General features: G+C 77.0%; 23 protein-coding genes. 13 read left to right on the top strand and 10 right to left on the bottom strand.

All coding sequences use genetic code 11. The features are described from left to right. The first annotated feature begins 196 nt into the window (after positions 1–196). From PH190_RS12380 to PH190_RS12365, 4 genes are read left to right on the top strand one after another with little or no spacing between them, the layout of a single operon-like run. Complete coding sequence (locus PH190_RS12380; RefSeq protein WP_274231815.1) at positions 197–331, top strand: hypothetical protein; 135 nt, start codon at positions 197–199, stop codon at positions 329–331. After that, complete coding sequence (locus tag PH190_RS12375; RefSeq protein ID WP_274231814.1) at positions 328–870, top strand: DUF6286 domain-containing protein; 543 nt, start codon at positions 328–330, stop codon at positions 868–870. Before PH190_RS12380 ends, PH190_RS12375 begins: the two co-directional genes overlap by 4 nt. A 3-nt stretch (positions 871–873) precedes the next feature. Further along, positions 874–1,461, top strand: coding sequence for an alkaline shock response membrane anchor protein AmaP (locus tag PH190_RS12370; protein WP_274231813.1), 588 nt, complete (start codon positions 874–876; stop codon positions 1,459–1,461). Positions 1,462–1,505: 44 nt separating this feature from the next. Further along, on the top strand, positions 1,506–1,640 hold the full coding sequence (locus PH190_RS12365; RefSeq protein WP_274231812.1) for a DUF2188 domain-containing protein: 135 nt from the start codon (positions 1,506–1,508) through the stop codon (positions 1,638–1,640). A gap of 25 nt (positions 1,641–1,665) precedes the next feature. Here PH190_RS12365 and PH190_RS12360 read toward each other — a convergent pair whose 3' ends face one another. From PH190_RS12360 to PH190_RS12345, 4 genes are all read right to left on the bottom strand, one after another. Beyond that, positions 1,666–2,340: a DUF6544 family protein gene (locus PH190_RS12360; RefSeq protein ID WP_274231811.1), complete on the bottom strand. Its 675-nt coding sequence runs from the start codon at positions 2,338–2,340 to the stop codon at positions 1,666–1,668. 44 nt (positions 2,341–2,384) lie between these two features. Next, the gene (locus PH190_RS12355; RefSeq protein WP_274231810.1) at positions 2,385–2,585 is read right to left on the bottom strand and encodes a hypothetical protein; all 201 of its coding nucleotides are present in this window, start codon (positions 2,583–2,585) and stop codon (positions 2,385–2,387) included. Positions 2,586–2,714: 129 nt separating this feature from the next. After that, complete coding sequence (locus tag PH190_RS12350; RefSeq protein ID WP_274231809.1) at positions 2,715–3,266, bottom strand: MarR family winged helix-turn-helix transcriptional regulator; 552 nt, start codon at positions 3,264–3,266, stop codon at positions 2,715–2,717. Positions 3,267–3,352: 86 nt separating this feature from the next. Then, on the bottom strand, positions 3,353–3,757 hold the full coding sequence (locus tag PH190_RS12345) for a DUF7144 family membrane protein (protein ID WP_274231808.1): 405 nt from the start codon (positions 3,755–3,757) through the stop codon (positions 3,353–3,355). A 268-nt stretch (positions 3,758–4,025) separates the two neighbouring features. On the opposite strand from PH190_RS12345, the gene PH190_RS12340 reads away from it, so the two are divergent. Next, complete coding sequence (locus tag PH190_RS12340; RefSeq protein ID WP_274231807.1) at positions 4,026–4,427, top strand: CBS domain-containing protein; 402 nt, start codon at positions 4,026–4,028, stop codon at positions 4,425–4,427. A gap of 93 nt (positions 4,428–4,520) precedes the next feature. Then, positions 4,521–5,993 carry a DUF4389 domain-containing protein gene (locus tag PH190_RS12335; RefSeq protein ID WP_274231806.1) on the top strand — a complete coding sequence of 491 codons (1,473 nt, stop codon included), beginning with the start codon at positions 4,521–4,523 and terminating at the stop codon, positions 5,991–5,993. A 79-nt stretch (positions 5,994–6,072) separates the two neighbouring features. On the opposite strand, the gene PH190_RS12330 is transcribed toward PH190_RS12335, so the two are convergent. Beyond that, positions 6,073–6,873 carry a DUF6544 family protein gene (locus PH190_RS12330; protein WP_274231805.1) on the bottom strand — a complete coding sequence of 267 codons (801 nt, stop codon included), beginning with the start codon at positions 6,871–6,873 and terminating at the stop codon, positions 6,073–6,075. A gap of 158 nt (positions 6,874–7,031) precedes the next feature. Between PH190_RS12330 and PH190_RS12325 the strand changes: the two genes are divergently transcribed. After that, positions 7,032–7,484 (top strand): CBS domain-containing protein, encoded by a 453-nt coding sequence (locus PH190_RS12325; RefSeq protein ID WP_274231804.1) that lies wholly within the window; start codon positions 7,032–7,034, stop codon positions 7,482–7,484. A 13-nt stretch (positions 7,485–7,497) separates the two neighbouring features. Here the strand turns inward: PH190_RS12325 and PH190_RS12320 are convergent, their stop codons facing one another. Continuing rightward, the gene (locus PH190_RS12320; protein WP_274231803.1) at positions 7,498–8,265 is read right to left on the bottom strand and encodes a hypothetical protein; all 768 of its coding nucleotides are present in this window, start codon (positions 8,263–8,265) and stop codon (positions 7,498–7,500) included. A gap of 128 nt (positions 8,266–8,393) precedes the next feature. Here PH190_RS12320 and PH190_RS12315 point away from each other — a divergent pair, with 128 nt between their 5' ends. Continuing rightward, a complete protein-coding gene (locus PH190_RS12315; RefSeq protein ID WP_274231802.1) occupies positions 8,394–9,263 on the top strand; it encodes a CBS domain-containing protein in 870 nt (289 codons plus the stop codon). Between the two features lie 50 nt (positions 9,264–9,313). On the opposite strand, the gene PH190_RS12310 is transcribed toward PH190_RS12315, so the two are convergent. Continuing rightward, entirely contained in the window at positions 9,314–9,916 is a 603-nt protein-coding gene (locus tag PH190_RS12310) for an Rv1733c family protein (RefSeq protein WP_274231801.1), read from the bottom strand. 217 nt (positions 9,917–10,133) lie between these two features. Between PH190_RS12310 and PH190_RS12305 the strand changes: the two genes are divergently transcribed. From PH190_RS12305 to cydD, 3 genes are read left to right on the top strand one after another with little or no spacing between them, the layout of a single operon-like run. Beyond that, positions 10,134–11,534: a cytochrome ubiquinol oxidase subunit I gene (locus PH190_RS12305; protein ID WP_274231800.1), complete on the top strand. Its 1,401-nt coding sequence runs from the start codon at positions 10,134–10,136 to the stop codon at positions 11,532–11,534. 30 nt (positions 11,535–11,564) lie between these two features. After that, positions 11,565–12,614, top strand: coding sequence for a cytochrome d ubiquinol oxidase subunit II (cydB, locus tag PH190_RS12300; RefSeq protein ID WP_274231799.1), 1,050 nt, complete (start codon positions 11,565–11,567; stop codon positions 12,612–12,614). Further along, on the top strand, positions 12,611–16,042 hold the full coding sequence (gene cydD / locus PH190_RS12295) for a thiol reductant ABC exporter subunit CydD (protein ID WP_274231798.1): 3,432 nt from the start codon (positions 12,611–12,613) through the stop codon (positions 16,040–16,042). Before cydB ends, cydD begins: the two co-directional genes overlap by 4 nt. Here the strand turns inward: cydD and PH190_RS12290 are convergent. From PH190_RS12290 to PH190_RS12280, 3 genes are read right to left on the bottom strand one after another with little or no spacing between them, the layout of a single operon-like run. After that, positions 16,000–17,127 (bottom strand): acetate/propionate family kinase, encoded by a 1,128-nt coding sequence (locus PH190_RS12290; protein ID WP_274231797.1) that lies wholly within the window; start codon positions 17,125–17,127, stop codon positions 16,000–16,002. The two genes, cydD and PH190_RS12290, sit on opposite strands and share 43 nt — an antisense overlap. After that, positions 17,127–19,640 (bottom strand): phosphoketolase family protein, encoded by a 2,514-nt coding sequence (locus PH190_RS12285; protein ID WP_274231796.1) that lies wholly within the window; start codon positions 19,638–19,640, stop codon positions 17,127–17,129. The genes PH190_RS12290 and PH190_RS12285 overlap by 1 nt, the downstream gene beginning before the upstream one ends. Positions 19,641–19,665: 25 nt before the next feature. After that, complete coding sequence (locus PH190_RS12280; protein WP_274231795.1) at positions 19,666–19,899, bottom strand: hypothetical protein; 234 nt, start codon at positions 19,897–19,899, stop codon at positions 19,666–19,668. Between the two features lie 205 nt (positions 19,900–20,104). Here PH190_RS12280 and PH190_RS12275 point away from each other — a divergent pair, with 205 nt between their 5' ends. Next, positions 20,105–20,431 (top strand): MarR family transcriptional regulator, encoded by a 327-nt coding sequence (locus PH190_RS12275; RefSeq protein WP_274231794.1) that lies wholly within the window; start codon positions 20,105–20,107, stop codon positions 20,429–20,431. Between the two features lie 181 nt (positions 20,432–20,612). Then, positions 20,613–21,680 (top strand): TerC family protein, encoded by a 1,068-nt coding sequence (locus PH190_RS12270; RefSeq protein ID WP_274231793.1) that lies wholly within the window; start codon positions 20,613–20,615, stop codon positions 21,678–21,680. Positions 21,681–21,857 lie beyond the last annotated feature (177 nt).

The raw sequence follows: 21,857 nt of genomic DNA, 5'->3' as shown, positions 1-21,857 counted from the left end.
ATCGCCGACGACGCGGTGACGACGCTCGTCACCGCGGCCGCCGGCGAGGTCGACGGCGTCGCCGTCCCGTCCGCCCGCCGGCCTCACCGGCTCCCGCCCGGCGCGGGCCCGCGTCCGGCCCACCGGCGACCGGCTCGACGTCGAGCTCACCCTCGCCGTCCCGTACCTGAGCCCGGTCGCGGCCGCCGCCGAGGCGGTGCGCCACCACGTCACCACCCGGACCCGCGAGCTCTCCGGCCTCACCGTCGCGCGCGTCGACGTCGCGGTGTCGGCCCTCGTCAGCACCTCCGACACCGCCGCCACGTCCGACACGGGGCGGGTGGTCGCGTGACCCGCCGCTCCCGCCGCACCCTGCCGGCCGCGCTGACGGCCCTCGTGCTGCTGGCCCTCGGCGCGCTGGTGGCCACGAGCGCGATCCAGACCCTGCTCGAGCGCACGCCGCTCGTCGCCCTCGACACGGTGGTCGGGACGCTGGGCCGCACCTCGTGGCAGGCCGCGCCCGTCCTCGTCGGGGCGGGCGTGGCCGCCGCCGTCGGCGTGGTCCTGCTCGTCGCGGCCCAGTGGCCGGGGTGCAGCCACGTGCTGCCCCTGGCCACCCCGCCCGCCGGCACCGACCTCGTCGGTGGCTGGCACCGCACCGACCTCGCCACCCGGCTGCGCCGCCGCGCCCTCGCCGTCGAGGGCGTCGACCGCGCCGCGGTCCACGTGCGCCGCCGCCGCGTGCGGGTCCGCGCGCGCACCCACCGGGCCAGCACGGCCGAGCTGCGCACGTCCCTCGCGGCGGCGCTCGGCGCCGACCTCGACGCGCTGGGCCTCGCCCGTCGACCTCGCCTCCGTGTCGGGGTCGCCTCGACCCGCAAGGAGCGCTGAGCCGTGAGCTCGTCCCGTGCCACCAACCCACCCGCGCGGCTGAACCGGGGGCTGCTCGCCCTCGCGGGGATCGTGCTGCTCGCCGCCGGCGGCGTGGTCGCCGGCATCGCGACCGGACGCCTGCCCCTCGTCGCCCCCGGCGCCCCGCTGCTCACCGCCCCGGCCGCGCCGCCGGCCTGGTGGACCTGGGTCGCGGCCGCCGCCGGGGTCGTCGTCGGGCTGCTCGGCCTGCGCTGGCTGCTCGCCCAGGCCCGCCGCCGACCGGCCGGCGAGACCTGGTCGCTCGAGGCCGCCGGGGCCACCCCGGGCCGCACGACGATCCCGGGCGGGGTCACCGCCGACGCCGTGCGCGCGGACCTGACCGCGCACCCCGGCGTGGTCGACGCACGCGTCCGGCTCACGTCCGGCGCCCCGCAGCCGGCGCTCTACGTCGAGCTCGACCTCGACGCCGAGGCCGCGCCCGGTCCGGCCGTCGCGCACCTCGAGCAGCACGCGCTGCCGCGACTGCGCCGTGCCCTGGACGCGCCGCGGGTGCCGACCCGGCTGCTCGTCCGCACCGGCCGCGCCCGCCCCACCGACCGCGTCGCCTGACGCGGACCCCGACCGACACCACACCCCACCCAGGAGGAGGAGTCGTGTCCGACCGTCACGTCACCCCCACCGACGACGGCTGGGCCGTCGCGAAGACCGACGCCCGCCGTCCGAGCGCGAAGACCCCGACCCGGGCCGAGGCCGCCCGCCGCGGCGTCCGCGAGGTCGCCCCGCGCTGACCCCGCCCGACGGACCGGCCCGACGTCACCACGGGGTTCGGTCGGTCGGCACCAGCGCGGTGAGGCGGAAGCGGAAGAACTCACGACGCCGGGCGCCGGGGCCGTCGGGGTACCAGCCCACCGCGCCGGTCGCGGGGACCACGGAGGTGCCGAACCGCCGGGTGCTCGTGACCCGCCCCCCGAAGGGGTGCCGGTCCCAGTGGCCGGTCCCGTCGGGGTCGCCCCAGCGCATCGTGCGGAACGCGCGCAGGCGTCCGGTGTCGTCGACGTGGAGGTGCAGGTCGACCGGCGTGTCACCGACGTCGACGAGGACGCGCAGGTGGCGGTCGTCGAGCGCGGTCCACGAGACGCCGGGTCCCGGCAGGACGGCCGCGGGCGCCCAGATCGCCTCGGCGCCCGCGCGCCCGGCGGCGCTGCGGCTGATGTCGGGGCCGTCGGCGTCCACCAGGGTCAGCAGCCGCGCCAGGGTCCAGCGCATCCGTCCGGGTCCCGCACCTCCGCGATCGGTGCCGCGGATGACCCCGCCGACCGTCGCCGACCACCGGAAACCGCGTCGCGGCGCGAGGACCTCGTCGGCGCGGAACGGGAGCCACACCCGGCCGAGCCGCAACCACCCCCGCATCCGCAGGCGCACGGCGGGGACCACGGGCGCCCCAGGGAGCAGGGACTGCGCGAAGTAGCGCAGGACCGGCGGGGGCACCCGGTCCCGTAAGTCGCAGGGCCAGAAGACCGCGGAGCCAGCTCTCACGCGACCGGGTGGTGCGGGGCGGCGGTCTCGAGCGTCCCGACGTGGACGTGGGAGAAGTCCTCGACGGTCCCGTCGTCGAGCACCCGTCCGAGGCGCACGCCGGCGAAGTCGGTGACCCAGCCGTCGTCGCCGGCCCGACCGATGCCCACCCCGGCGTGGTCGACGACCCGGCGCCGCGTGTCGGTGGTGCTGCCCATGGGGGTCTCCTCTCCTCGTGCGGGCCCTCGCCCGCTCGAGGGAACGTTCGTCCGCGGGACCGGTCGGCGCCCGGGTACTCCGGCCCGACGGGCCGGGTCGGTGGTCGTCCTCCGCCGGCCCGGTGCCGGTCACGAGGTGCCCACCCCCGGCCCGGCATCGTCCGGCACGCCCGACGCGTCCCCGGGGACGTCGTCGATGGCGGTGTCCGCGCGCAGGAGCCGCCGGCGCAGTCGGTTCACGTCGCCGGCGCGGTGGCGCAGCACGGCGGCGAGGCCGTCGAGCAGGTCGGCGAGCTCGCGCAGGTGCTCCACCGGGGCGCCGTCGAGCGCCGCCTGCACGTCCTCGCGGAAGAGCCGCCCCATGAGGTCCGCGACGCGCCGACCGCGGGGCGTCAGGTCGACCAGGACGCTGCGCCGGTCGGACGGGTGCGGGCGGCGCACGACGAGTCCCTTCGTCTGCAACCGGTCGACGAGCGCGGTGCCCGCGGGCGCCGTGACGCCCAGGCGCGTGGCCAGGATCGCGACCGGGCGCGCGCCCTCACGTCCCAGATCGGCGATGGTCAGCACCTCGCCGACGCCCAGGCCCAGCACGTCGGCGTAGGCCCGGCGGTAGGCGTCCACGGCCAGGACGAGGTCCCGCATCCGGTCCGGCACGTCGGCCGGGCCCGACCCCTCGGTCACGTCGACCACCTCCGCACCACCACTCCCCCGCCGGACAGACGTCCGCCCCCGGGTCGGCGCGGCGCCGTCCCGGGGGCGGAGCGTCCTCAGTGACGGGCTCCCAACGGCTCGTTCCAGGTCGTGACCAGCGCGTAGAGGATCACCACGTCCAGCGCGATCACGACGATCGACCACACGGGCGCCACCGGGATCATGATCAGGTGGACGATGGCGCTCAGCCCGACGACCGCGATCCCCGCCCCCCGCGCCCAGCCCGCCGCCTCACCGAGCAGGCCGGCCCCGACGATCGCGACCAGCGCCCCGAGCACGAGGTGGACCCAGCCCCACGCCGCCCAGGACAGGACGAGCACCGTGCCGGTGTCGCTCACGAAGTACGTCGGGCTGACGATCGCCGCCAACCCCTCGATCACGCCGAAGACCCCGACGACCACCATGACGACGGCGCCGAAGCGCACCCAACCGGTCCAGGCACGCGCGTCCGGAGCCGTCACCGGCGCGTCCGTCCTCCCGGCCGCTCGCGCTCGGGACTCCGGACGTGCGCCGGCGGTCTGGTCGCTCATGGCTCCTCCTCCCACTGCCACCGCCTCGGACCCACCGGACGGCGAGCCCGACGTGGACGGTCGCGCCGATCGGGTCGCGGGGTCAGGGACCAACGGCCCGACTGCGGACGGACTGCGGTCCCGTCCTCCGTCCGGCGGGTCCGCGCGGGCGGGACCGACGGCCCTGGCGGCCGGCGACGAACACGGGCGGGATGGGGCCATGACGACCACGCGCTCCGACGCCCAGGACCCCCGACCGCGCTTGCGCCCCCGACGGCCCGTGCGGGTGGTCACCGAGCAGACGTCGGTGGCCGAGGCGCTGCGGATCATGCGCGTGGACGGGGTGCGGCACCTGCCGGTGATCGCCGGCGACCGCTGCACCGGGCTCCTCGTCGACCGCGACCTCATCGCGGCGGCCGTCGACGGCGTCACCCTGCCGGTCGGGCGCCTGGCCCGGGGCCACGTGCCGACCGTGGAGGCCGGCGCCACCCCGTCCCGCGTCGCGCGGGCGGTGCTCGCCGGCGGTCTGGACGCCGCGGTGGTCGTCGAGGAGGGCGCCGTGGTCGGCATCGTCACCACGACCGACGCCCTGGTCGCCCTGGCCCACCTCGACGAGGACTGAACGCCCGCCCGGTCCGGTCCGGTCGGCCCTGCTCGACGCCGGCCGTCGCCGCCAGCGTCGGCGGACGAACCCGTCGACGCCCGGAGAGCCGCCATGACCACCACGCCCGTCCCCCAGTCGCCGCCCCCACCACCACCGCCGTCCCCGCCCCCACCACCTCCGCCGCGCTACCCGGCCAGGGTCCGTGGCGACCTGGACCCCGGGCTCTCCCGGTGGCTGTGGCTGGTCAAGTGGGTCCTGGCGATCCCGCACTGGATCGTCCTGGCGTTCCTCTGGATCGCGCTCGGCCTCGTCACCGTGGTGGCCTTCGTCGCGATCCTCGTGACCGGGCGCTACCCGCGCGTGCTGTTCGAGTTCACGGTCGGGGTGCTGCGGTGGACGTGGCGCGTGGCCTTCTACACCAACGCGGCGTTCGGGACCGACCGCTACCCGCCCTTCAGCCTGCGGCCCGACCCGAGCTATCCCGCCGACCTGGAGGTCGAGTACCCGGAGCGGCTCTCGCGGGGACTGGTCCTGGTGAAGTGGTGGCTGCTGGCGCTCCCCCAGTACCTGGTGGTCGGCCTGCTGACCGCGAGCCCGTGGTGGATCTGGGAGGACCAGGGCTACCAGTGGTCCGCGGGCGCGGGCGGCCTGGTCGGCCTGCTGGCCCTCGTCGGGATCGTCGTGCACGCCGTGCGCGGGTCCTACCCGCGCCCGCTGTTCGACCTGGTCGTGGGCTTCGACCGGTGGGTCCTCCGCGTCGCGGCCTACGTGCTGCTGACGACGGACCGCTACCCCCCGTTCGTGCTCGAGCCGGGTCCGCGCGAGCCGGGCGCGCCCGCGACGACGGCCCCGTCGCCGGCCCCGTCGCCGCGTCCGGGCTGGACGGTGGGCCCGGTCCTGGGGCTCGCGCTGGGCGCGGTCCTGTGCCTCGGCGCCGTGGCCCCGGTGGTCGGCGGCGCGACCGGGCTGGCGACCGACGCGGCGGGCCGCGACGCCACCGGCTTCCTCACCACCCCGCCGACGGTCGTGACGGGGACGGGCTACGCGGTGCGGTCCCCCGAGCTGCTGCTCGAGCCGAGCGACCCCACCCTGTTCTCGCCCGGCGCGGCGCTGGGCGACGTGCGGGTGCGGGCCGCCGCGCTGGAGCCGGGGCGCCCGGTGTTCCTCGGGATCGCCCCGCGCGACGCGGCCGACCGCTGGCTCGCCGGCGTCGCCACGGGCACCGTGGCCGAGAGCCGGGACGGCGACACGCGGCCGCGGGTGGTGGAGCAGCCCGGCGGACCCCTCCCCGGGCCGCCCGCCGACGCCGGCATCTGGATCGCGCAGACCTCGGGCCCGGGGACGCAGACCCTGACGTGGCGCCCCACCTCGGGCGACTGGGTGCTCGTCGTGCTCCAGCCCGACGGCCGGGCCGGGATCGACGTGGCCGCCGACGCCGGGGCCACGGTGCCCGGGCTGCGGGCCCTCTCGCTGGCGCTGCTGGCGGCGGGCGCGGTGCTGGTCGCGCTCGGCGCGACCGCGGTGACCGCGGCCGTCGCGACGGCACACCGCCGCGGCCGGCCGACGAGCGACCCGGCGGCCTGAGACGAACGACGGCCCCGCCCTCCCCGTGCCGGGAGGGCGGGGCCGTCGTCTGCTCGGGCGTCGTCTGCTGGCGGAACGCCTACCCGAGCTCCCCCTCGGCGGCGTCGTCCGGCACGCCCTCCGGGTCGCGCAGCTCGTCGAGCACGGGCTCGGCGGTGCGGACGGGTTCCAGACCGACGATCTGGAAGCGCAGGACCTCGCGCGTGGGCCCCGGACCGTCGGGACGCCACCCGAGGATGCCGGTGCTCGGGACGGTGAGGCCGTGGAAGGTGCGGTGCTCGAGGATCTCCGCGCCGAACGGCACGTCGCGGAAGAAGCCGGTGTGGTCCGGGTCGCCCCAGCACGCGGTGGTGATCCGGCGGGGCAGGCCGCCGTGGTGCAGGCCCAGGCGCACCTCGACCGGGGCGCCCGCGACCGCGAAGGCCACGGAGGCCGTGTCGCGGTCCTCGACGCTCCAGCGGGTGTGCTCCGCGGGGAGCAGGACCGGGGGCACCCACATCGCGCTCAGCGCGGCGTGCGCGAGATCGGCGCGGGCGAGGTCGGGGCCCACGAGCGCCGGGTGCACGCACCGTCCGAGCACGGTCGTGGCGCGCCGCGCGCGGCCGGCGACCCAGGAGTCGACGACGCGCAGCCCGCCGGTCACCCGCATCTCCCGGAAGTAGCCGTGGGTCGGCAGCGTCACCTCGTGCCCGCGGTAGGGCCACCAGGTGCGCCCGACGCGCACGAGACCCCGGGTGCGCAGGCGCGCCCCGACGACGTCGCGGGCCGACGGCGCGATCGAGTGGTCCCGGTACCGCGCCGCGATCGCGGGGTGGGTGTCAGGGCCCTCCTCGGGCACGGGCGCCGTGCCCTGGACCCGCCGCTCGTCCGTCGCCACCATGGTGTCCTCCTCAGATCGCGCGTTGTCCGGTGCCCAGCGTCGGGTGCGGGACGACGTGTCGGCAGGGCCGGCCGCGTCGCGGGGCGACCCCGGGCGGCCCGTCCTCTCCGGGCCCTCCGGCCCTGCTCGCGCCGGTGGGCCCCGGCGACCGTCGGGTCATGACCACGCCCCTCGTGACCACCGCGCCCCGTGCCGCCCCGCCGGAGGCCCTCGACGACGACCAGCCCGTGCGCTTCCTCATGGGTCCGATCGCGCCGGTCGCGGTGCCGGACGCCATGCGGGTGAGCACCGCCCTGCAGCGGCTGCGCGAGCTCGGCGCCGAGCACCTGGTGGTCCGCGGGCACGGGCCGGTGCGGGCCGTGAGCGAGGTCGACCTCCTGCGCCACCTGCTCGACGGCGGGTCCCGGCCCGCCCGGATGCTCGACACGGTCGGCGTCCTGGCGACGCGCGTGCCGACGGTCGCGCCCTCGGTGCGCCGGTCCCGTGCCGCCGAGCTGATGCTCGCCGAGGGCCAGGGGCTGCTGCTGGTCGTCGCCGACGGCGAGCCGTGCGGGGTCCTCGACGCCCGGACGCTGCTGCACAGCGTGGCGGAGCGCTTCCGTCGTCGGTAACGGACCCGTCCCGTCAGGGGTAGAGGCGGATCGCCGCGTGCCCGACGCCGGTCTCGTGCTCCGCGGCGGCGAGCGTCGCGGCCCGGACGGCGGGGTCGTCGAAGGCGTCGACGTGCCCCTCGACCTGCAGGCCGCGCAGGGCGGCCTCGACGACGGCCCGCTCGAGCACGACGCCGGCCAGGACGGCCTCGCGCACGCCGTCGTCGTGGGTGCACACCGCCAGCACGGGATCGCGGCGCCACGGCAGCTCGAGGGTGAGGGTGTCGGCCGGGACGGGCGCCGGGGTGCGCCAGGCGGGGACCCCGTCGCGGGTCGAGCCGTTGAGCAGGTGCAGCCACGCACCGCGGGAGGCCGCGGCGTGGGCGACGTCCACGACGCGCGACGCGTCGGCGGGGGCGGCGTAGCGCGGCGAGGCCGCACCGCCCGGCCGGCGGTCGACCCGGCGGCGGACCAGGTCCATCGGGGTGGCGGGACGTCGCCGCGTCGCGGACACCGCGGCGAGGGGCCGGGCGTCGGCGTCGGTGGCGACGACGGTGCGGGGCGCCCACCCGAAGGAGCGCAGGGCGTTCTCGACGGCCCCGACGAGGCGGCCCGCGTGCACCAGGACGTGGTGCGCCGGGGCGCCTGTCGCGGGGTCGAGGGTGAGCTCGACGCGGCGGTCGCGCACCGAGACCGCGCACGCCGGCGCCCCCGGCTCGGCGAGCGGCTCGAGGGCGTGCAGCAGGGCGGCGACCTCCGTGGGGCTCCACCGCTCGGACGACCGGGTGCGGGTCACGCTCATGTCGGGACTGTGCGCGCGCGGGCGGGCGCGTCCCAGGGCCGGACGTCACCCCCGTCGGGCCCTCCGTGCCCCCGGCACCCGGTCCGGTGGCCCTGCCGCGCGCGCGGGGATGCTCCGACGATCGCGCCATGGACACCGCCCCCGGCCCGCGCAGGGCCCGCGACCTCATGACCAGCCCCGTGCTCACGGTGCCGCCCGACGCGCCCCGGGCGGCCGTCGCCGCCCTGCTCGTGTCCCACGGCATCGCCTCGGCCCCCGTCGTCGACGCCCGCGGCCGCCTGCTCGGCGTGGTGGACGAGCGTCGACTCGTCGGGGCCGACGACGACGCCCCCGCCGCCGAGCTGATGACCCACGTGCCCACCGCCGACCCCGACACCCCGGTCGAGGAGCTCGTCGACCGCCTCCTCGACACCGGCTGCCGGGCGCTGCCGATCCTGCGGGAGGAGATCCCGGTCGGTGTGGTCAGCCGTCGCGACGTGCTGCGGCGCGTGGCCCGCGGCGAGCTGGACGTGCGCGGCACCCACGCGGCGGCCGACGCCCCCGTGGTCGTGGGTGTGGACGGGTCCGACGAGTCCGTGCAGGCCCTGCGCTGGGCGGCCGGCGTCGCCCGGGCGGAGGGCGCGCCGCTCGTGGCCCTCATCGCCTCCGGCCCGCCCGACCTCTACGGCGACGCCGGCGACCTCACCGCGACCGCCCGCCGCGAGCTCGAGAGCGCGGTGCGTCGCGCGCTCGGCGACGACGCCGCCGAGCGGGTCCGGCTGACCCTGGAGGTCCGCGAGGGCCGGCCCGCCCGCGTGCTGCTGCGCGCGAGCGAGGAGGCCCGCATGCTCGTGCTCGGGACCCGCCACGTCGAGGGCCTGGGCGACCCGCCCGGCGGCTCGGTGACGGCGCGGCTGGTCAGCCGCGCCTGGTGCCCGGTCGTCGCCGTCGTGCCGGTGCCCGAGGAGGGCCCGGCCTACCGGGTCGACGACCACGCGCGGGCGGTGCCCACCCGCTGACGCACCCGGTGTCGTGGGGATGTCGTGGGGATCGGGCCGCCTCGGTCCGCTCAGCGTCGGCTCGGGTGGTCGGGGCCGGTGAAGCGGCGCCAGGCCGCGTCCCAGGCCCGCAGGCGGGCCCGGTCGAGCACCCAGCGCAGCCCGGCGAGGAGGCCCACCGACACCAGGAGGTCGCCGAGCAGGATGACGGCCGCGGTGAGCGCGCCCTGCGTGGCGGGGAAGCTCGGGCTCAGCGGCGCCCCCGTCGGCCGGTCGGCGGCGTCCACCCACAGCACCCGGGTGTCGCCGGGCCGGGTGTCGGGAGGCACCCGCACGACCGCCTCGCGCGGGGTGCCGTCCGCGGCGGTCCACCGGACCGGCGCGCGCTCCTCGCTCACGGCCACGTCGGCCCGGGGCGGCGCCTGACGCGGGTCCGCCACGACCTCGCCGACGACCTGGTGGCGCTCGGCCCGCTGCGCGGCGACCTGCGGGGCCAGGTCCGCCGTCACCTGGCTCGCCACGGCCAGCGCCACGGGGACGACGAACAGACCGACGAGCAGCAGCACCCACCGGGCCCCCACCTCGAGGCGGTCGCTGGGCCGCCGCAACGTCGACCGCGGCGGGACGAACAGCCCGATCGCGCGCTGCACCGTCCCCGTGCCCGTCGTGCTCATCGTGGGCCGCCTCCTCGGTCGCTGCGGGTCAGCGACCAGCGTGGGCGGGCGCCGAGGTGGCCCGGCACGGGCGGCGGACCCGTCCTCGACGGGCCGTCCGCCCCTCCGGCGAGGACCACCGGCGGGACCTTCGACCCTGATCATCGACCGGCCCGCCCCGGCACCGTCCTCGCCGATCCCCGCGTCCGGGCGGGGCACGAGGCGGGAGGCCCCGGAGATGGCGCTGGACCTGGCGCGCTGGCAGTTCGGCGTGATCACCGTCTACCACTTCCTGTTCGTCCCGCTGACGATCGGCCTGTCGCTGCTCGTGGCGGGCATGCAGACCGCCTGGGTGCGCACCGGCGACGAGCGCTGGCTGCGCATGACCAAGTTCTGGGGCAAGCTCTTCCTGATCAACTTCGCCATGGGCGTGGTGACGGGGATCGTCCAGGAGTTCCAGTTCGGCATGAACTGGAGCGACTACAGCCGCTTCGTCGGCGACGTCTTCGGGGCGCCGCTCGCGATCGAGGGCCTGCTCGCCTTCTTCCTCGAGTCGACGTTCCTCGGCCTGTGGATCTTCGGGTGGGACCGGCTCCCGAAGAAGGTCCACCTCGCCACGATCTGGGCCGCGGCGATCGGGACCCTGCTGTCCGCCTACTTCATCCTCGCCGCGAACTCGTGGATGCAGCACCCGGTCGGGTCCCGGGTCAACCCGGTCTCCGGGCGCGCGGAGCTCACCGACTTCGGCGCGGTGCTGACCAACTCCACCGCGGTGGGCGCCTTCACCCACACCATCACCGCGGCGTTCCTGACCGCCGGCATGTTCGTGCTGGGCATCTCCGCCTGGCACCTCGCGCGGCGCAACGAGACGCGGGTCTTCCGCTCCTCGCTGCGCCTGGCGCTGGTCACGGTGCTCGTCGCCGGCGTCGGCACGGTGGTCACCGGCGACGTCCAGGCCCGCCTCATGACCGAGCAGCAGCCGATGAAGATGGCCGCCGCCGAGGCCCTGTGGGACACGAGCACGCCGGCCTCGTTCTCGCTGTTCACCATCGGCAGCCTCGACGGCTCGCAGGAGGTCTGGAGCATCCGGGTGCCGAAGGTGCTCTCCTTCATGGCCACCGGCGACCCGGACGGCACCGTCGAGGGCATCAACGACGTCCAGCGGGACTCCGAGGAACGGTTCGGTCCCGGCGACTACCGGCCCAACGTGCCCGTCGCCTACTGGACCTTCCGCGTCATGATCGGCTTCGGCGCCCTCGCCGTGCTCCTCGCGCTGGCCGGACTGTGGCTGCAGCGCGGGGGCCGGGTGCCGACGTCACGGTGGTTCAGCTGGGCGGCGCTGGCCGGCATCGGCTTCCCGGTCGTCGCCAACTCCGTCGGCTGGATCTTCACCGAGATGGGCCGCCAGCCCTGGGTCGTGTACGGGACGTTGCGGACCGCCGACGGCGTGAGCCCCTCGGTCGGCCCCGCCACCGTCGCCACCTCGCTGATCGTGTTCACCGTGCTCTACGGCGTGCTCGCCGTCGTCGAGGTGACCCTGCTCGTCCGCTACGCCCGCAAGGGGCCCGACCCCCTGCCCCCGCCCGACGAGGACGCACCGAGCACACCGGCGCCGCGTCCGCTCGCCGTCGCGTACTGACCCCCGCCGACACGAGGAGAAGAGGACGCCGTGCTCGGCCTCGCCCTGACCGACATCTGGTTCCTGCTCATCGCCCTGCTCTGGACGGGCTACTTCGTCCTCGAGGGCTTCGACTTCGGCGTCGGCGCCCTGCTGACCGTGCTGGGCCGCGACGAGGTCGACCGCCGGCGGGTCGTCAACACCATCGGCCCGCTCTGGGACGGCAACGAGGTGTGGCTGCTCGTGGCCGGAGGCGCGACCTTCGCGGCGTTCCCCGAGTGGTACGCGAGCCTGTTCTCCGGGTTCTACCTGGCGCTGCTGGTGCTGCTCGTCGCCCTCATCGGACGCGGGGTCGCCTTCGAGTACCGCGGAAAGGTCGACGACGACGCCTGGCGCCGGCGCTGGGACACGGTCATCGTCACGACGTCGGCGATCCCCGCGCTGCTGTGGGGCGTGGCGTTCGCGAACATCGTCGCCGGGGTGCCGCTCGACGCCCGGCACGAGTACACCGGCACGCCGCTCACGCTGCTCACCCCCTACGCGCTGCTCGGCGGCCTGACCACGCTGCTGGTGTTCCTGCTCCACGGCGCGGTGTTCGTCTCCCTGAAGACCGACGGCGACCTGCGCCGGCGCGCCCACCGGACGGCCCTGCGCCTCGGGCTGGGCGCGGTGCCGGTGGCGGCGGCCTTTCTCGTCTGGACCCAGCTCGCGCACGGCAAGGGCTGGACGGTCCTCAGCGTCGCCGCGGCGGCCCTCGCGCTCGTCGGGGCCGTCCTGCTCGTGGGGCGGGGCCGCGAGGGATGGGCGTTCACGCTGACCGCGGTGACGATCGTCGCCACCACCGTGACGCTGTTCGGCTCGCTCTACCCCGCGGTCCTGCCGTCGTCCACCGACCCGGCCGGCACGCTCACCACGACCAACGCCGCGTCGACGCCGTACACGCTGCAGATCATGACCTGGGTCGCGCTCGCGGTGACCCCGGTCGTCCTGGCCTACCAGGCGTGGACCTACTGGGTGTTCCGGCGGCGCCTGACCCGCGACGACATCCCGCCGGCCACCGGCCTGCCCCCGCGCGAGCGGCGCACCCGGGTGCCGCGGTGAAGCCGCTGGATCCCCGCCTGCTGCGCCACGTCCGCCCGGCCCGCACCTTCGTGCTGCTCACGGCCGCGGCGGGCGTGGCCACGGCCGGGCTGGTCGTCGCCCAGGCGGACCTGCTCTCGCGGGTGGTGGCGCGGGCGTTCCTCGACGGCGCCCCGCTCGCGGCCCTGACGACCCTGCTCGCGGGGCTCGTGGTGGTGGTCGCCGGGCGGGCCCTGCTGGCCTGGGGCACCGAGGCCGCCGCCGTGCGGGCGAGCGCCCGCGTCATCGGGCAGCTGCGGGCCGACCTCGTCGACCAGGTCCTGCGCCTCGGCCCGCGCGACCCACGCCTGCCCCCGACCGGCGAGCTCGGCACGCTCGCCACCCGCGGCATCGACGCCCTCGACGGCTACCTGCGCCGCTACCTGCCGACCCTGCTGCTGGCCACGACGGTGCCGCTGCTGGTCGGGGTGCGGCTGCTGACCGCCGACTGGCTCGCCGCGGTGATCGTGGCAGTCACCGTGCCCCTGATCCCCCTGTTCATGGTCCTGGTCGGGCTGCGCACCCGCGACGACACCGCGCGGCGCTGGCGGGCCCTGGCGGTGCTCGGCCACCACTTCCTCGACCTCGTCGCCGGCCTCGACGTGCTGGTCGCCTTCGGACGCGCCGGCGCCCAGGCCGGGCGGCTGCGCGCCGTCGCCGCCGAGTACCGGCGGGCCACCATGCGGACCCTGCGGGTGGCCTTCCTGTCCGCGCTCGTGCTCGAGGTGCTCGCGACGCTCTCGGTGGCCCTCGTCGCGGTGTCGGTGGGCCTGCGCCTGGCCGAGGGCCGCCTCGACCTCGCCACCGGGCTGCTCGTGATCATGCTCGCGCCCGAGATCTACCTGCCGCTGCGCGCGGTCGGCGCCCGGTTCCACGACAGCGCCGAGGGCCTCGCCGCGGCCGACGAGGTGTTCGCGGTGCTGGACACCGCCGCGCCGGCGGGCCCGGGCGCCCGGCGGCCGGCGCCCGACCCCTCGCGGGTGCCGGTGCGCCTCGACCGGGTCGGTGTCGACGGGCGCGGTGGCCCGGTGCTCGACGACCTCTCCCTGACCGTGGCCCCCGGCGAGGTCGTCGGGCTGCGCGGCCCGAGCGGCGCCGGCAAGTCGACGCTGCTCGACCTGGTCACGGGCCTGCGCCGCCCCGACCGCGGCCGGGTGCTCGTCGGCGGTGTCCCGCTCGACGAGCTCGACCCGGCGGCCTGGCGCGCCCGGGTCGCGTGGGTGCCGCAACGTCCCGTGCTCGTCGCGGGCACGGTGGCCGACAACGTCCGCCTCGGCGCGCCCGACGCGCCCGACGCGGCGGTCGCCCGCGCCGTCCGGGTCGCCCGGGTCGACCTGCCGCTCGACACCCCGGTCGGCGAGCGGGGCGCGGGGCTCTCCACCGGTCAGCAGCGCCGGGTCGCCCTGGCCCGCGCGCTGCTCGCCGACCGTCCCCTGGTGCTGCTCGACGAACCCACCGAGGGCGTCGACGCGCAGACCGAGGCCGCCCTGCTGGCGTCCCTGCCCCACGCCCTCGCCGGCGGCAGCGCGATCGTCGTCAGCCACCGCCCCGACGTGCTCGCCGCGTGCGACCGGGTCGTGGACCTGCCCGCGCGGACGGCGGTCGCCACCGCTGTCCCGCCGGCACCGGCGGCACCGCCGGCGCCGCGGACCGCGACCGCCCCCGCGCCGGTCCCCGCACCCGACGGGACCGAGGACGCGTCGCCGGCCGAGGGTCGCGCGGGGGGCGCGCTGCGGTGGTTCGCCGCGGCCGCCCGGCCCCGCGCGGGCCGGCTCGCCGTCGCGGTCGTGCTCGGCGCCGGGGCGCTGGGCAGCGCGGTGGCGCTGACCGCCACGTCGGCGTGGCTCATCTCCGCGGCCGCGCTGCAGCCGCCGCTGCTGACCCTGATGGTCGCGATCGTCGCGGTGCGGACGTTCGGGCTGGCCAAGGGCGTGCTGCGCTACCTCGAGCGCCTGGCGTCCCACGACGCCGCCCTGCGCCTCGGCGCCGACCTGCGCGTGCGGGTGTGGCGGGCCCTCGTCCGCCGCGGCCCGGCCGCGACCGCCCGGCAGCGCCGCGGCGACCTCCTGTCCCGGCTCACCGGCGACGTCGACGCCCAGCAGGACGTGCTGGTCCGGGCCGTCGTGCCCGCCGCGTCCGCGCTGCTCGTCGGCGCCGCGCTGGTCGGCCTGTTCACGGTCCTGCTCCCCGAGGCGGGCCTCGCCCTCGCGCTGGGCCTGCTCCTCGCCGGCGTCGTCGCGCCGCTGCTCGGCGTCCTCGCCGGCCGGCGGGCCGCGCGGACGACCGCCACGGCCCGGGCCGCGGTGGCCACCGGCACCCTCGAGCTGCTCGACGGGGCCGCCGACCTCCTCGTCCTCGGTGCCGCGGAGCGTCGCCGCCGCCGGCTCGCCGACCACGACGCCGAGCTCGCGCGCCGCCTCGTCGCCCAGGCCGGCGGGGCCGGGGTCGGCGCGGGCCTCGGGGTCCTCGGACTCGGTCTCGCGACGGTGGCCGCGACGGTCCTCGGGGTGCTGGCGCTGTCTGACGGACGGCTGGCGCCGACGGCCCTGGCGGTCCTCGCGCTCACGCCGCTGGCGGCCGCCGAGCTCTTCGCCGGGCTGCCCGACGCCGCGGCGCGTCTCGCCGAGGCGGTGCCGGCCACCCGCCGGCTGGCCGGGCTCGAGGCGGCGCCCGCCCCGGTCACCGACCCCGCCCGCCCCGCGCCCGTGCCGGCCGACCCGCTCGTCGCCGCCGAGGCGCTGGCCGTCCGCTGGCCGGACGCGACGCGGGAGGCGGTCAGCGGGGTGTCGTTCGCGCTCCCGCCCGGCGAGCGGATGGTGCTCGCCGGGCCGTCGGGGGCGGGCAAGAGCACGGTGCTCGCCGCGGTCCTGCGCACCCTGGCCGCGGCCCGCGGCGCCGTCACGCTCGACGGCCGCGACACCGCGACGATGGGCGCCGAGGACGTGCGCGCGCACATCGCGTGGTGCGGGCCGGCCGCGCACCTGTTCGACAGCACCCTGCGGGAGAACCTGCGCCTCGCCCGCCCCACCGCGACCGACGAGGAGATCCTCGACGCCCTGCGGCGAGCGCGTCTCGGCGGGTGGTCCGCGTCCCTGCCCGAGGGGCTCGACACGCCGCTGGGCGAGCACGGCGGCCCGGTGTCCGGCGGGGAGCGCCAGCGGCTCGCGGTGGCCCGGGTGCTGCTGGCCGACCGGCCGGTCCTCGCCCTGGACGAACCGACCGCCCACCTCGACGCGCCCACGGCCACGGCGCTGGCCGGGGAGATCACCGAGCTCAGCCGCGGGCGCACCGCGATCGTGGTCTCCCACCGACCGGCGGAGTTCGCGGGCCTGCCCGTGGTCACCGTCGGGACGGCCCGCGTCCGGCGTCACCCGGCGGGCGCCGTGCCCGCGAGGACGTCGCTGACCTGACCGGCGATGACGAGGTCCTCCCGGGCGTGCACCACCACCGTGCGCGCCGCCGCCCCGGGCGCCGAGACGTCGCCCTCGGCGCCGTCGACCGCGGCCGCGTCGGCGCCCGGGTCGACGGCGAGACCCAGGAAGCCGAGCCCCTCGACGACGCGGCGTCGCAGCACCGGGGCGTTCTCCCCGACCCCGCCGCTGAACACCAGCACGTCGACCCCGCCGCACGCCGCCGCCATCGCGGCGAGCTGGGCGCGGGCCCGGTGCACCCAGACCTCGACGGCGAGCCGCGCGTCGTGCTCCCCCGCGTCGGCGGCGGCGAGCACGCGCCGCATGTCGGCCTCCCCGGCGAGGCCCACCAGGCCCGACGCGTGGTCGAGGGCGTGGTCGACCTCGGCGGTCGGCACGTCGGCGTGGAGCGTCAGCCAGGCCACCGCCGACGGGTCGAGGTCCCCGCACCGCGTCGCCATCACCAGCCCGGCCGTGGGCGTGAACCCCATCGTCGTGTCCACCGAGCGGCCGCCGCGGACCGCGCAGGCCGAGGCGCCGGAGCCGAGGTGCGCCACGACGACACGGAGCTCGTCGAGCGGCCGGCCGACGATCTCCGCCGCCCGCGCCGAGCCCCACGCGTGCGCGAGCCCGTGGAACCCGTACTTCCGCATCCCGTGCCGCGCGCGCCAGGTGGCGGGCACCGCGTAGGTGCTCGCGGCGGCGGGCATCGTGGCGTGGAAGGCCGTGTCGAAGCAGGCCACGGACGGCACGTCGGGCAGCGCCCCGGCCACCGCGCGCAGGCCCGCGACGGCGGGCGGCTGGTGCAGCGGGGCGAGCACGGTGAGGCGCGCGATCCGCTCGAGCACGTCCCCGGCGACGACCACCGGCGCGGTGAAGTCGGCGCCGCCGTGCACCACGCGGTGGCCCACGGCGTCCACGCCACCGGCCGCCCGGGCGAGCCGGTCGACGGCGTCCTCGAGCGCGCCCCCGGCCGGTCGCCCGCGCGGGGCGTCGAGGTCGATCCGGTGCGTCACGGCGCCCTCGGGCTCGACCACGCGCAGCTTGACGCTGCTCGACCCCGCGTTGACGACGAGGACCCGCATCAGCCGGGTCGCCCCGCCCCCGCGCCCGGCCGGACGTCGGCCAGCGGGTCGTGCCGGTCGGGACCGGTGTGGACGTCGTCGGGGACGTCGGACGCGGTGTCCGCGCCCACGTCGGGCCGACCCGCCCCGCCGTCCGGGTCGCCGGAGCCGGTCCACACCCAGTCCCGCACGTCCGGCCGGTCCTCCCCGTGCCGCCGCGTGTACTCCCGGCAGGCGAGCCGCTCGTCGGCCATGCGCTGGCGCAGCGCCGCGTGGCGCACCCCGAGGCCGGGGACCCGGTCGATCACGTCCATGACCAGGTGGAACCGGTCGAGGTCGTTGAGCATGACCATGTCGAACGGCGTGGTGGTGGTGCCCTCCTCCTTGTAGCCGCGCACGTGCAGGTTGCCGTGGCCGGTGCGCCGGTAGGTCAGCCGGTGGATCAGCCACGGGTAGCCGTGGTAGGCGAAGATCACCGGCTTGTCCGGGGTGAAGAGCGCGTCGTACTCGCGGTCGGGCAGCCCGTGCGGGTGCTCGGACGGGGTCTGCAGGCGCATGAGGTCGACGACGTTGACCACCCGGACCCTCAGGTCGGGCAGGTGGCGGCGCAGGAGGTCGACCGCGGCGAGGGTCTCCAGCGTCGGCACGTCACCGGCGCACGCGAGCACGACGTCGGGCTCGGCGTCGTCGTCGTTGCTGGCCCACTCCCAGACCCCGAGCCCGCGGGTGCAGTGCGCCACCGCGGACTCCGTGTCCAGCCACTGCGGCGCGGGCTGCTTGCCGGCGACGACGACGTTGACGTAGTCGCGGCTGCGCAGGCAGTGGTCGGCGGTGGAGAGCAGCGTGTTGGCGTCCGGGGGCAGGTACACCCGCACGATCTCGGCCTTCTTGTTGACCACGTGGTCGATGAAGCCGGGGTCCTGGTGGGAGAAGCCGTTGTGGTCCTGGCGCCACACGTGCGAGGTCAGCAGGTAGGTCAGCGAGGCGATCGGGCGCCGCCACGGGATGTCCCGGGTGACCTTCAGCCACTTGGCGTGCTGGTTGAGCATCGAGTCGACGATGTGGATGAACGCCTCGTAGCAGGTGAACAGCCCGTGCCGGCCGGTGAGCAGGTAGCCCTCGAGCCAGCCCTGGCACATGTGCTCCGAGAGCATCTCCACCGCCCGGCCGGTCGGCGCCAGGTGGTCGTCGCCGTCGCGGATCTCCCCGTCGAACTGCCGGTCGGTGACCGCGAAGACGTCCTGCAGCCGGTTGGAGGCGATCTCGTCGGGACCGAAGAGCCGGAAGTTCTCCGGGTTCCGCCGCACCACCTCCCGCACCCAGCCGCCCAGCACGCGGGTCGCCTCCGCCACCGGGGCCCCGGGCCGGTCGACGGTCACCGCGTGGTCGCGGAAGTCGGGCAGCCGCAGGTCGCGGAGCAGCTCGCCGCCGTTGGCGTGCGGGGTGGCGCTCATCCGTCGGTCACCGCCGGGGTGCAGCGCCGCCAGCTCCGGCCGCAGCCGGCCCGCGTCGTCGAACAGCTCCTCGGGCCGGTAGGAGCGCATCCAGCGCTCGAGCTCGGCGCGGTGCTCCGCGTTCTCCCGGGTCCCGGCGAGCGGCACCTGGTGCGCCCGGTAGGTGCCCTCGACGGGCGCCCCGTCGACCTGCCGGGGCCCGGTCCAGCCCTTCGGCGTGCGCAGGATCAGCATCGGCCACCGGGGGCGCGGCACCGCGCGTCCCGCGGCCTCGGCCTCGGCGGCCTCGCGGCGCAGCGCGGCGATCTCGTCGACGATCTCGTCCATGGTGTCGGCCATGCGCCGGTGCACCGCGGCGTGGTCCTCGTCCAGGCCCGCCTCGACGACGTGGGGCCGGTGGCCGTAGCCGGTGAACAGCGCGAGCAGCTCGTCGTCGGGGATCCGCGCGAGCACCGTCGGGTTGGCGATCTTGTAGCCGTTGAGGTGCAGGACCGGCAGGACGGTGCCGTCGTGGACGGGGTGGCAGAACTTGTTCGCGTGCCACGCGGTCGCCAGCGGCCCGGTCTCGGCCTCGCCGTCGCCGACGACGCACGCGACGAGCAGGTCGGGGTTGTCGAACACGGCGCCGTAGGCGTGCGCCAGCGAGTAGCCCAGCTCACCGCCCTCGTGGATCGAGCCGGGGGTCTCGGGCGCGACGTGGCTGGGGATGCCGCCGGGGTAGGAGAACTGGCGGAACAGCGCCCGCATCCCCTCCTCGTCGCCGGTGACGTGGGAGTAGCGCTCGGAGTAGGTCCCCTCCAGGTAGGCGGCGGCGACCACCGCCGGACCGCCGTGCCCCGGCCCCGACACGAACAGCGGGGCGAAGTCACCGCGCCGGGCGACGCGGTTGAGGTGGGCCCACAGGAAGGTCTGGCCCGGCGTGGTGCCCCAGTGGCCGAGGAGGCGGGGCTTCACGTGGTCCGCGGCCAGCGGCTCGCGCAGCAACGGGTTGTCGCGCAGGTAGATCTGGCCCACGGCCAGGTAGTTCGCCGCTCGCCACCACGCGTCGATCAGGGTGAGGTCGTCCCCGTCGTCGATCATCGCCACCGTGTCCCCGGTCCGCGCGTCAGCGGCCACGGACCGCGGCGACGGCCCGGCGGATGGTGCTGCACGCGGACGCCGCGCTCGGGTCGACCGACAGCCACCCCTGCAGGCTCCGGGCCGCGGCGAGGTCCCCGTGCTCGGCCAGGACCAGGAGCTCCACCAGCGCGTCCCGCCAGCTCGCGAGCTCCGGCGGTGCCGGGTCGGGCACCGGCGCGGCGACCGTGACGTGCGGGCGGGGCGGGTGGGTGACGGTCAACGGTCCTCCCGAGGGGTCGCGACCCCGAGGTCGCGGTGGTGACGACGGCTGCCGACCAGTCCACCCGCGTCCGCCGTCCCGGATCAGGAGGCGGAAGGGCCCAGCCCGACCGCCGAAGGTCCCGACCCGCCGGGGCGTGCCGTGCCCCGGCCCGGCGCCGACGGCCTATGATCACCGGGCCGGAGACGCCGGACGGAAGACCACCATGACCTCGTCGTCGCGGGGTGAGGTGCCCTCGTGGACGTTCCTCACCAACCACGGGCACGTCCTCGTCGCGCTCGCCCGCGACCCGCACCGCCGGCTCCGCGACGTCGCCCTCGAGGTCGGCATCACCGAGCGCTCCGCCCAGTCGATCGTGGCCGACCTTGAGGCCGCCGGGTACCTGCGGCGCGTGCGGGTGGGGCGGCGCAACCGCTACGAGGTCGAGACCTCCCGGCCCCTCCGCCACCCCGCCGAACGGGACCACCAGGTCGGCGAGCTGCTCGGTCTGTTCACCGGCGCCGCCGACGAGGACGGCGAGCCGCCGCCCTGACAAGTGTTGCCGGAATACACGAATTCTGCTTCACTCGTTGTGCAGGAGGGGAGTAACCCCCGCGCCCCTGGTCGTCACCACGGGCCGCGTCCGGTCACGGACGCCGCCCCGGCCGGGCGGGCCCGCGTCCCGGGCCGGGTGAGACCTCCGAGTGTCGAACGCGCACCTCGGAGGAGAGCACATGGACGTCTCGCTCGGGATCTGGCTCGCGGTCGTCGCGGGCATCGTCGCCATGCTCGCGGTGGACCTGGTCGCCCACCGCCGGGCCCACGTGATCGGGGTCCGCGAGGCCGCCGCCTGGTCGGCGGTGTGGGTGGCCATCGGGGTCGGCTTCGGCGTGGCCGTGTGGTGGATCTGGGGCGCCGAGCTCGGCCAGCAGTACTTCGCCGGCTACCTGATCGAGAAGTCCCTCGCCGTCGACAACGTCTTCGTCTGGGCGGTGATCTTCAGCTTCTTCGGCGTCCCCCGCGAGTACCAGCACCGCGTGCTGTTCCTGGGCGTGGTCGGCGCCCTCGTGCTGCGGGGCCTGTTCATCGCCGCGGGGGCGGTGCTGATCGCGAACTTCTCCTGGGTGCTCTACCTGTTCGCGGCGTTCCTCGTCGTCACCGGCATCCGGATGGCGGTCCAGCGCGACAGCCACATCGACCCCGCACGCTCCCGCACCCTGCGCTGGTTCCGTCGCGTGGTGCCGACGACCGACGCCTTCCACGGCCAGCGCTTCCTCGTCCGGCGGGCCGGGGTCCTGCTGGCCACTCCCCTGCTCGCCGTCCTGATGCTCGTGGAGGCCACCGACGTCGTCTTCGCGGTCGACTCGATCCCGGCCATCTTCGCCGTCACCGACGAGCCGTTCCTGGTGTTCACGGCCAACGCCTTCGCGCTGCTCGGCCTGCGGGCCATGTACTTCCTGCTCGCCGACCTCATCCACCGCTTCGTCTACCTCAAGCTGGGGCTCGCCCTGGTCCTCGTCTGGGTGGGCGTCAAGATGGCCCTCAAGGTGGACGTCACGTACATCCCCACCCCGATCTCGCTCGCGGTCATCACCACGATCCTGGCCGTGGCGGTGGGCGCGAGCTGGTGGACGACGCGGGGGCTGCCCGCACCCGGCGGCGTCGACGACCCGGCGGCCCCGGCGGCCGCAGGTCCCTTCCGGCACGCGACGGCGGACGAGCTGGCGGCGCTCGAGCCGGTGGTCGCGTGGCGGAGGAGGTCGTCCGGCGCCCCGAGGAGCGGGGCGGCGTCCGATCGCTGAGGCCCGGTCACCCGGCGCCCCGCGCGTCCGGTGCGACCTCGACCGACCCTCACCGCCCGGTCCGCGGACCGGCGGGAGCCCGCGCCCCGGACCGGCGGGACGTCCGGCCGGCGTCGGGTGACCTCCGGCCCTCGATCCCGCGACACCGACGCGGTGAGCTGGGCCCGAGAGAGGAGC

The sequence above is a fragment of the Actinomycetospora straminea genome (assembly GCF_028737255.1).
Classification (GTDB): Bacteria; Actinomycetota; Actinomycetes; order Mycobacteriales; family Pseudonocardiaceae; genus Actinomycetospora; species Actinomycetospora straminea.
The sequence above is the reverse complement of the archived record's forward strand: the minus strand, read 5'-3'. Positions and strand labels throughout refer to the sequence as shown.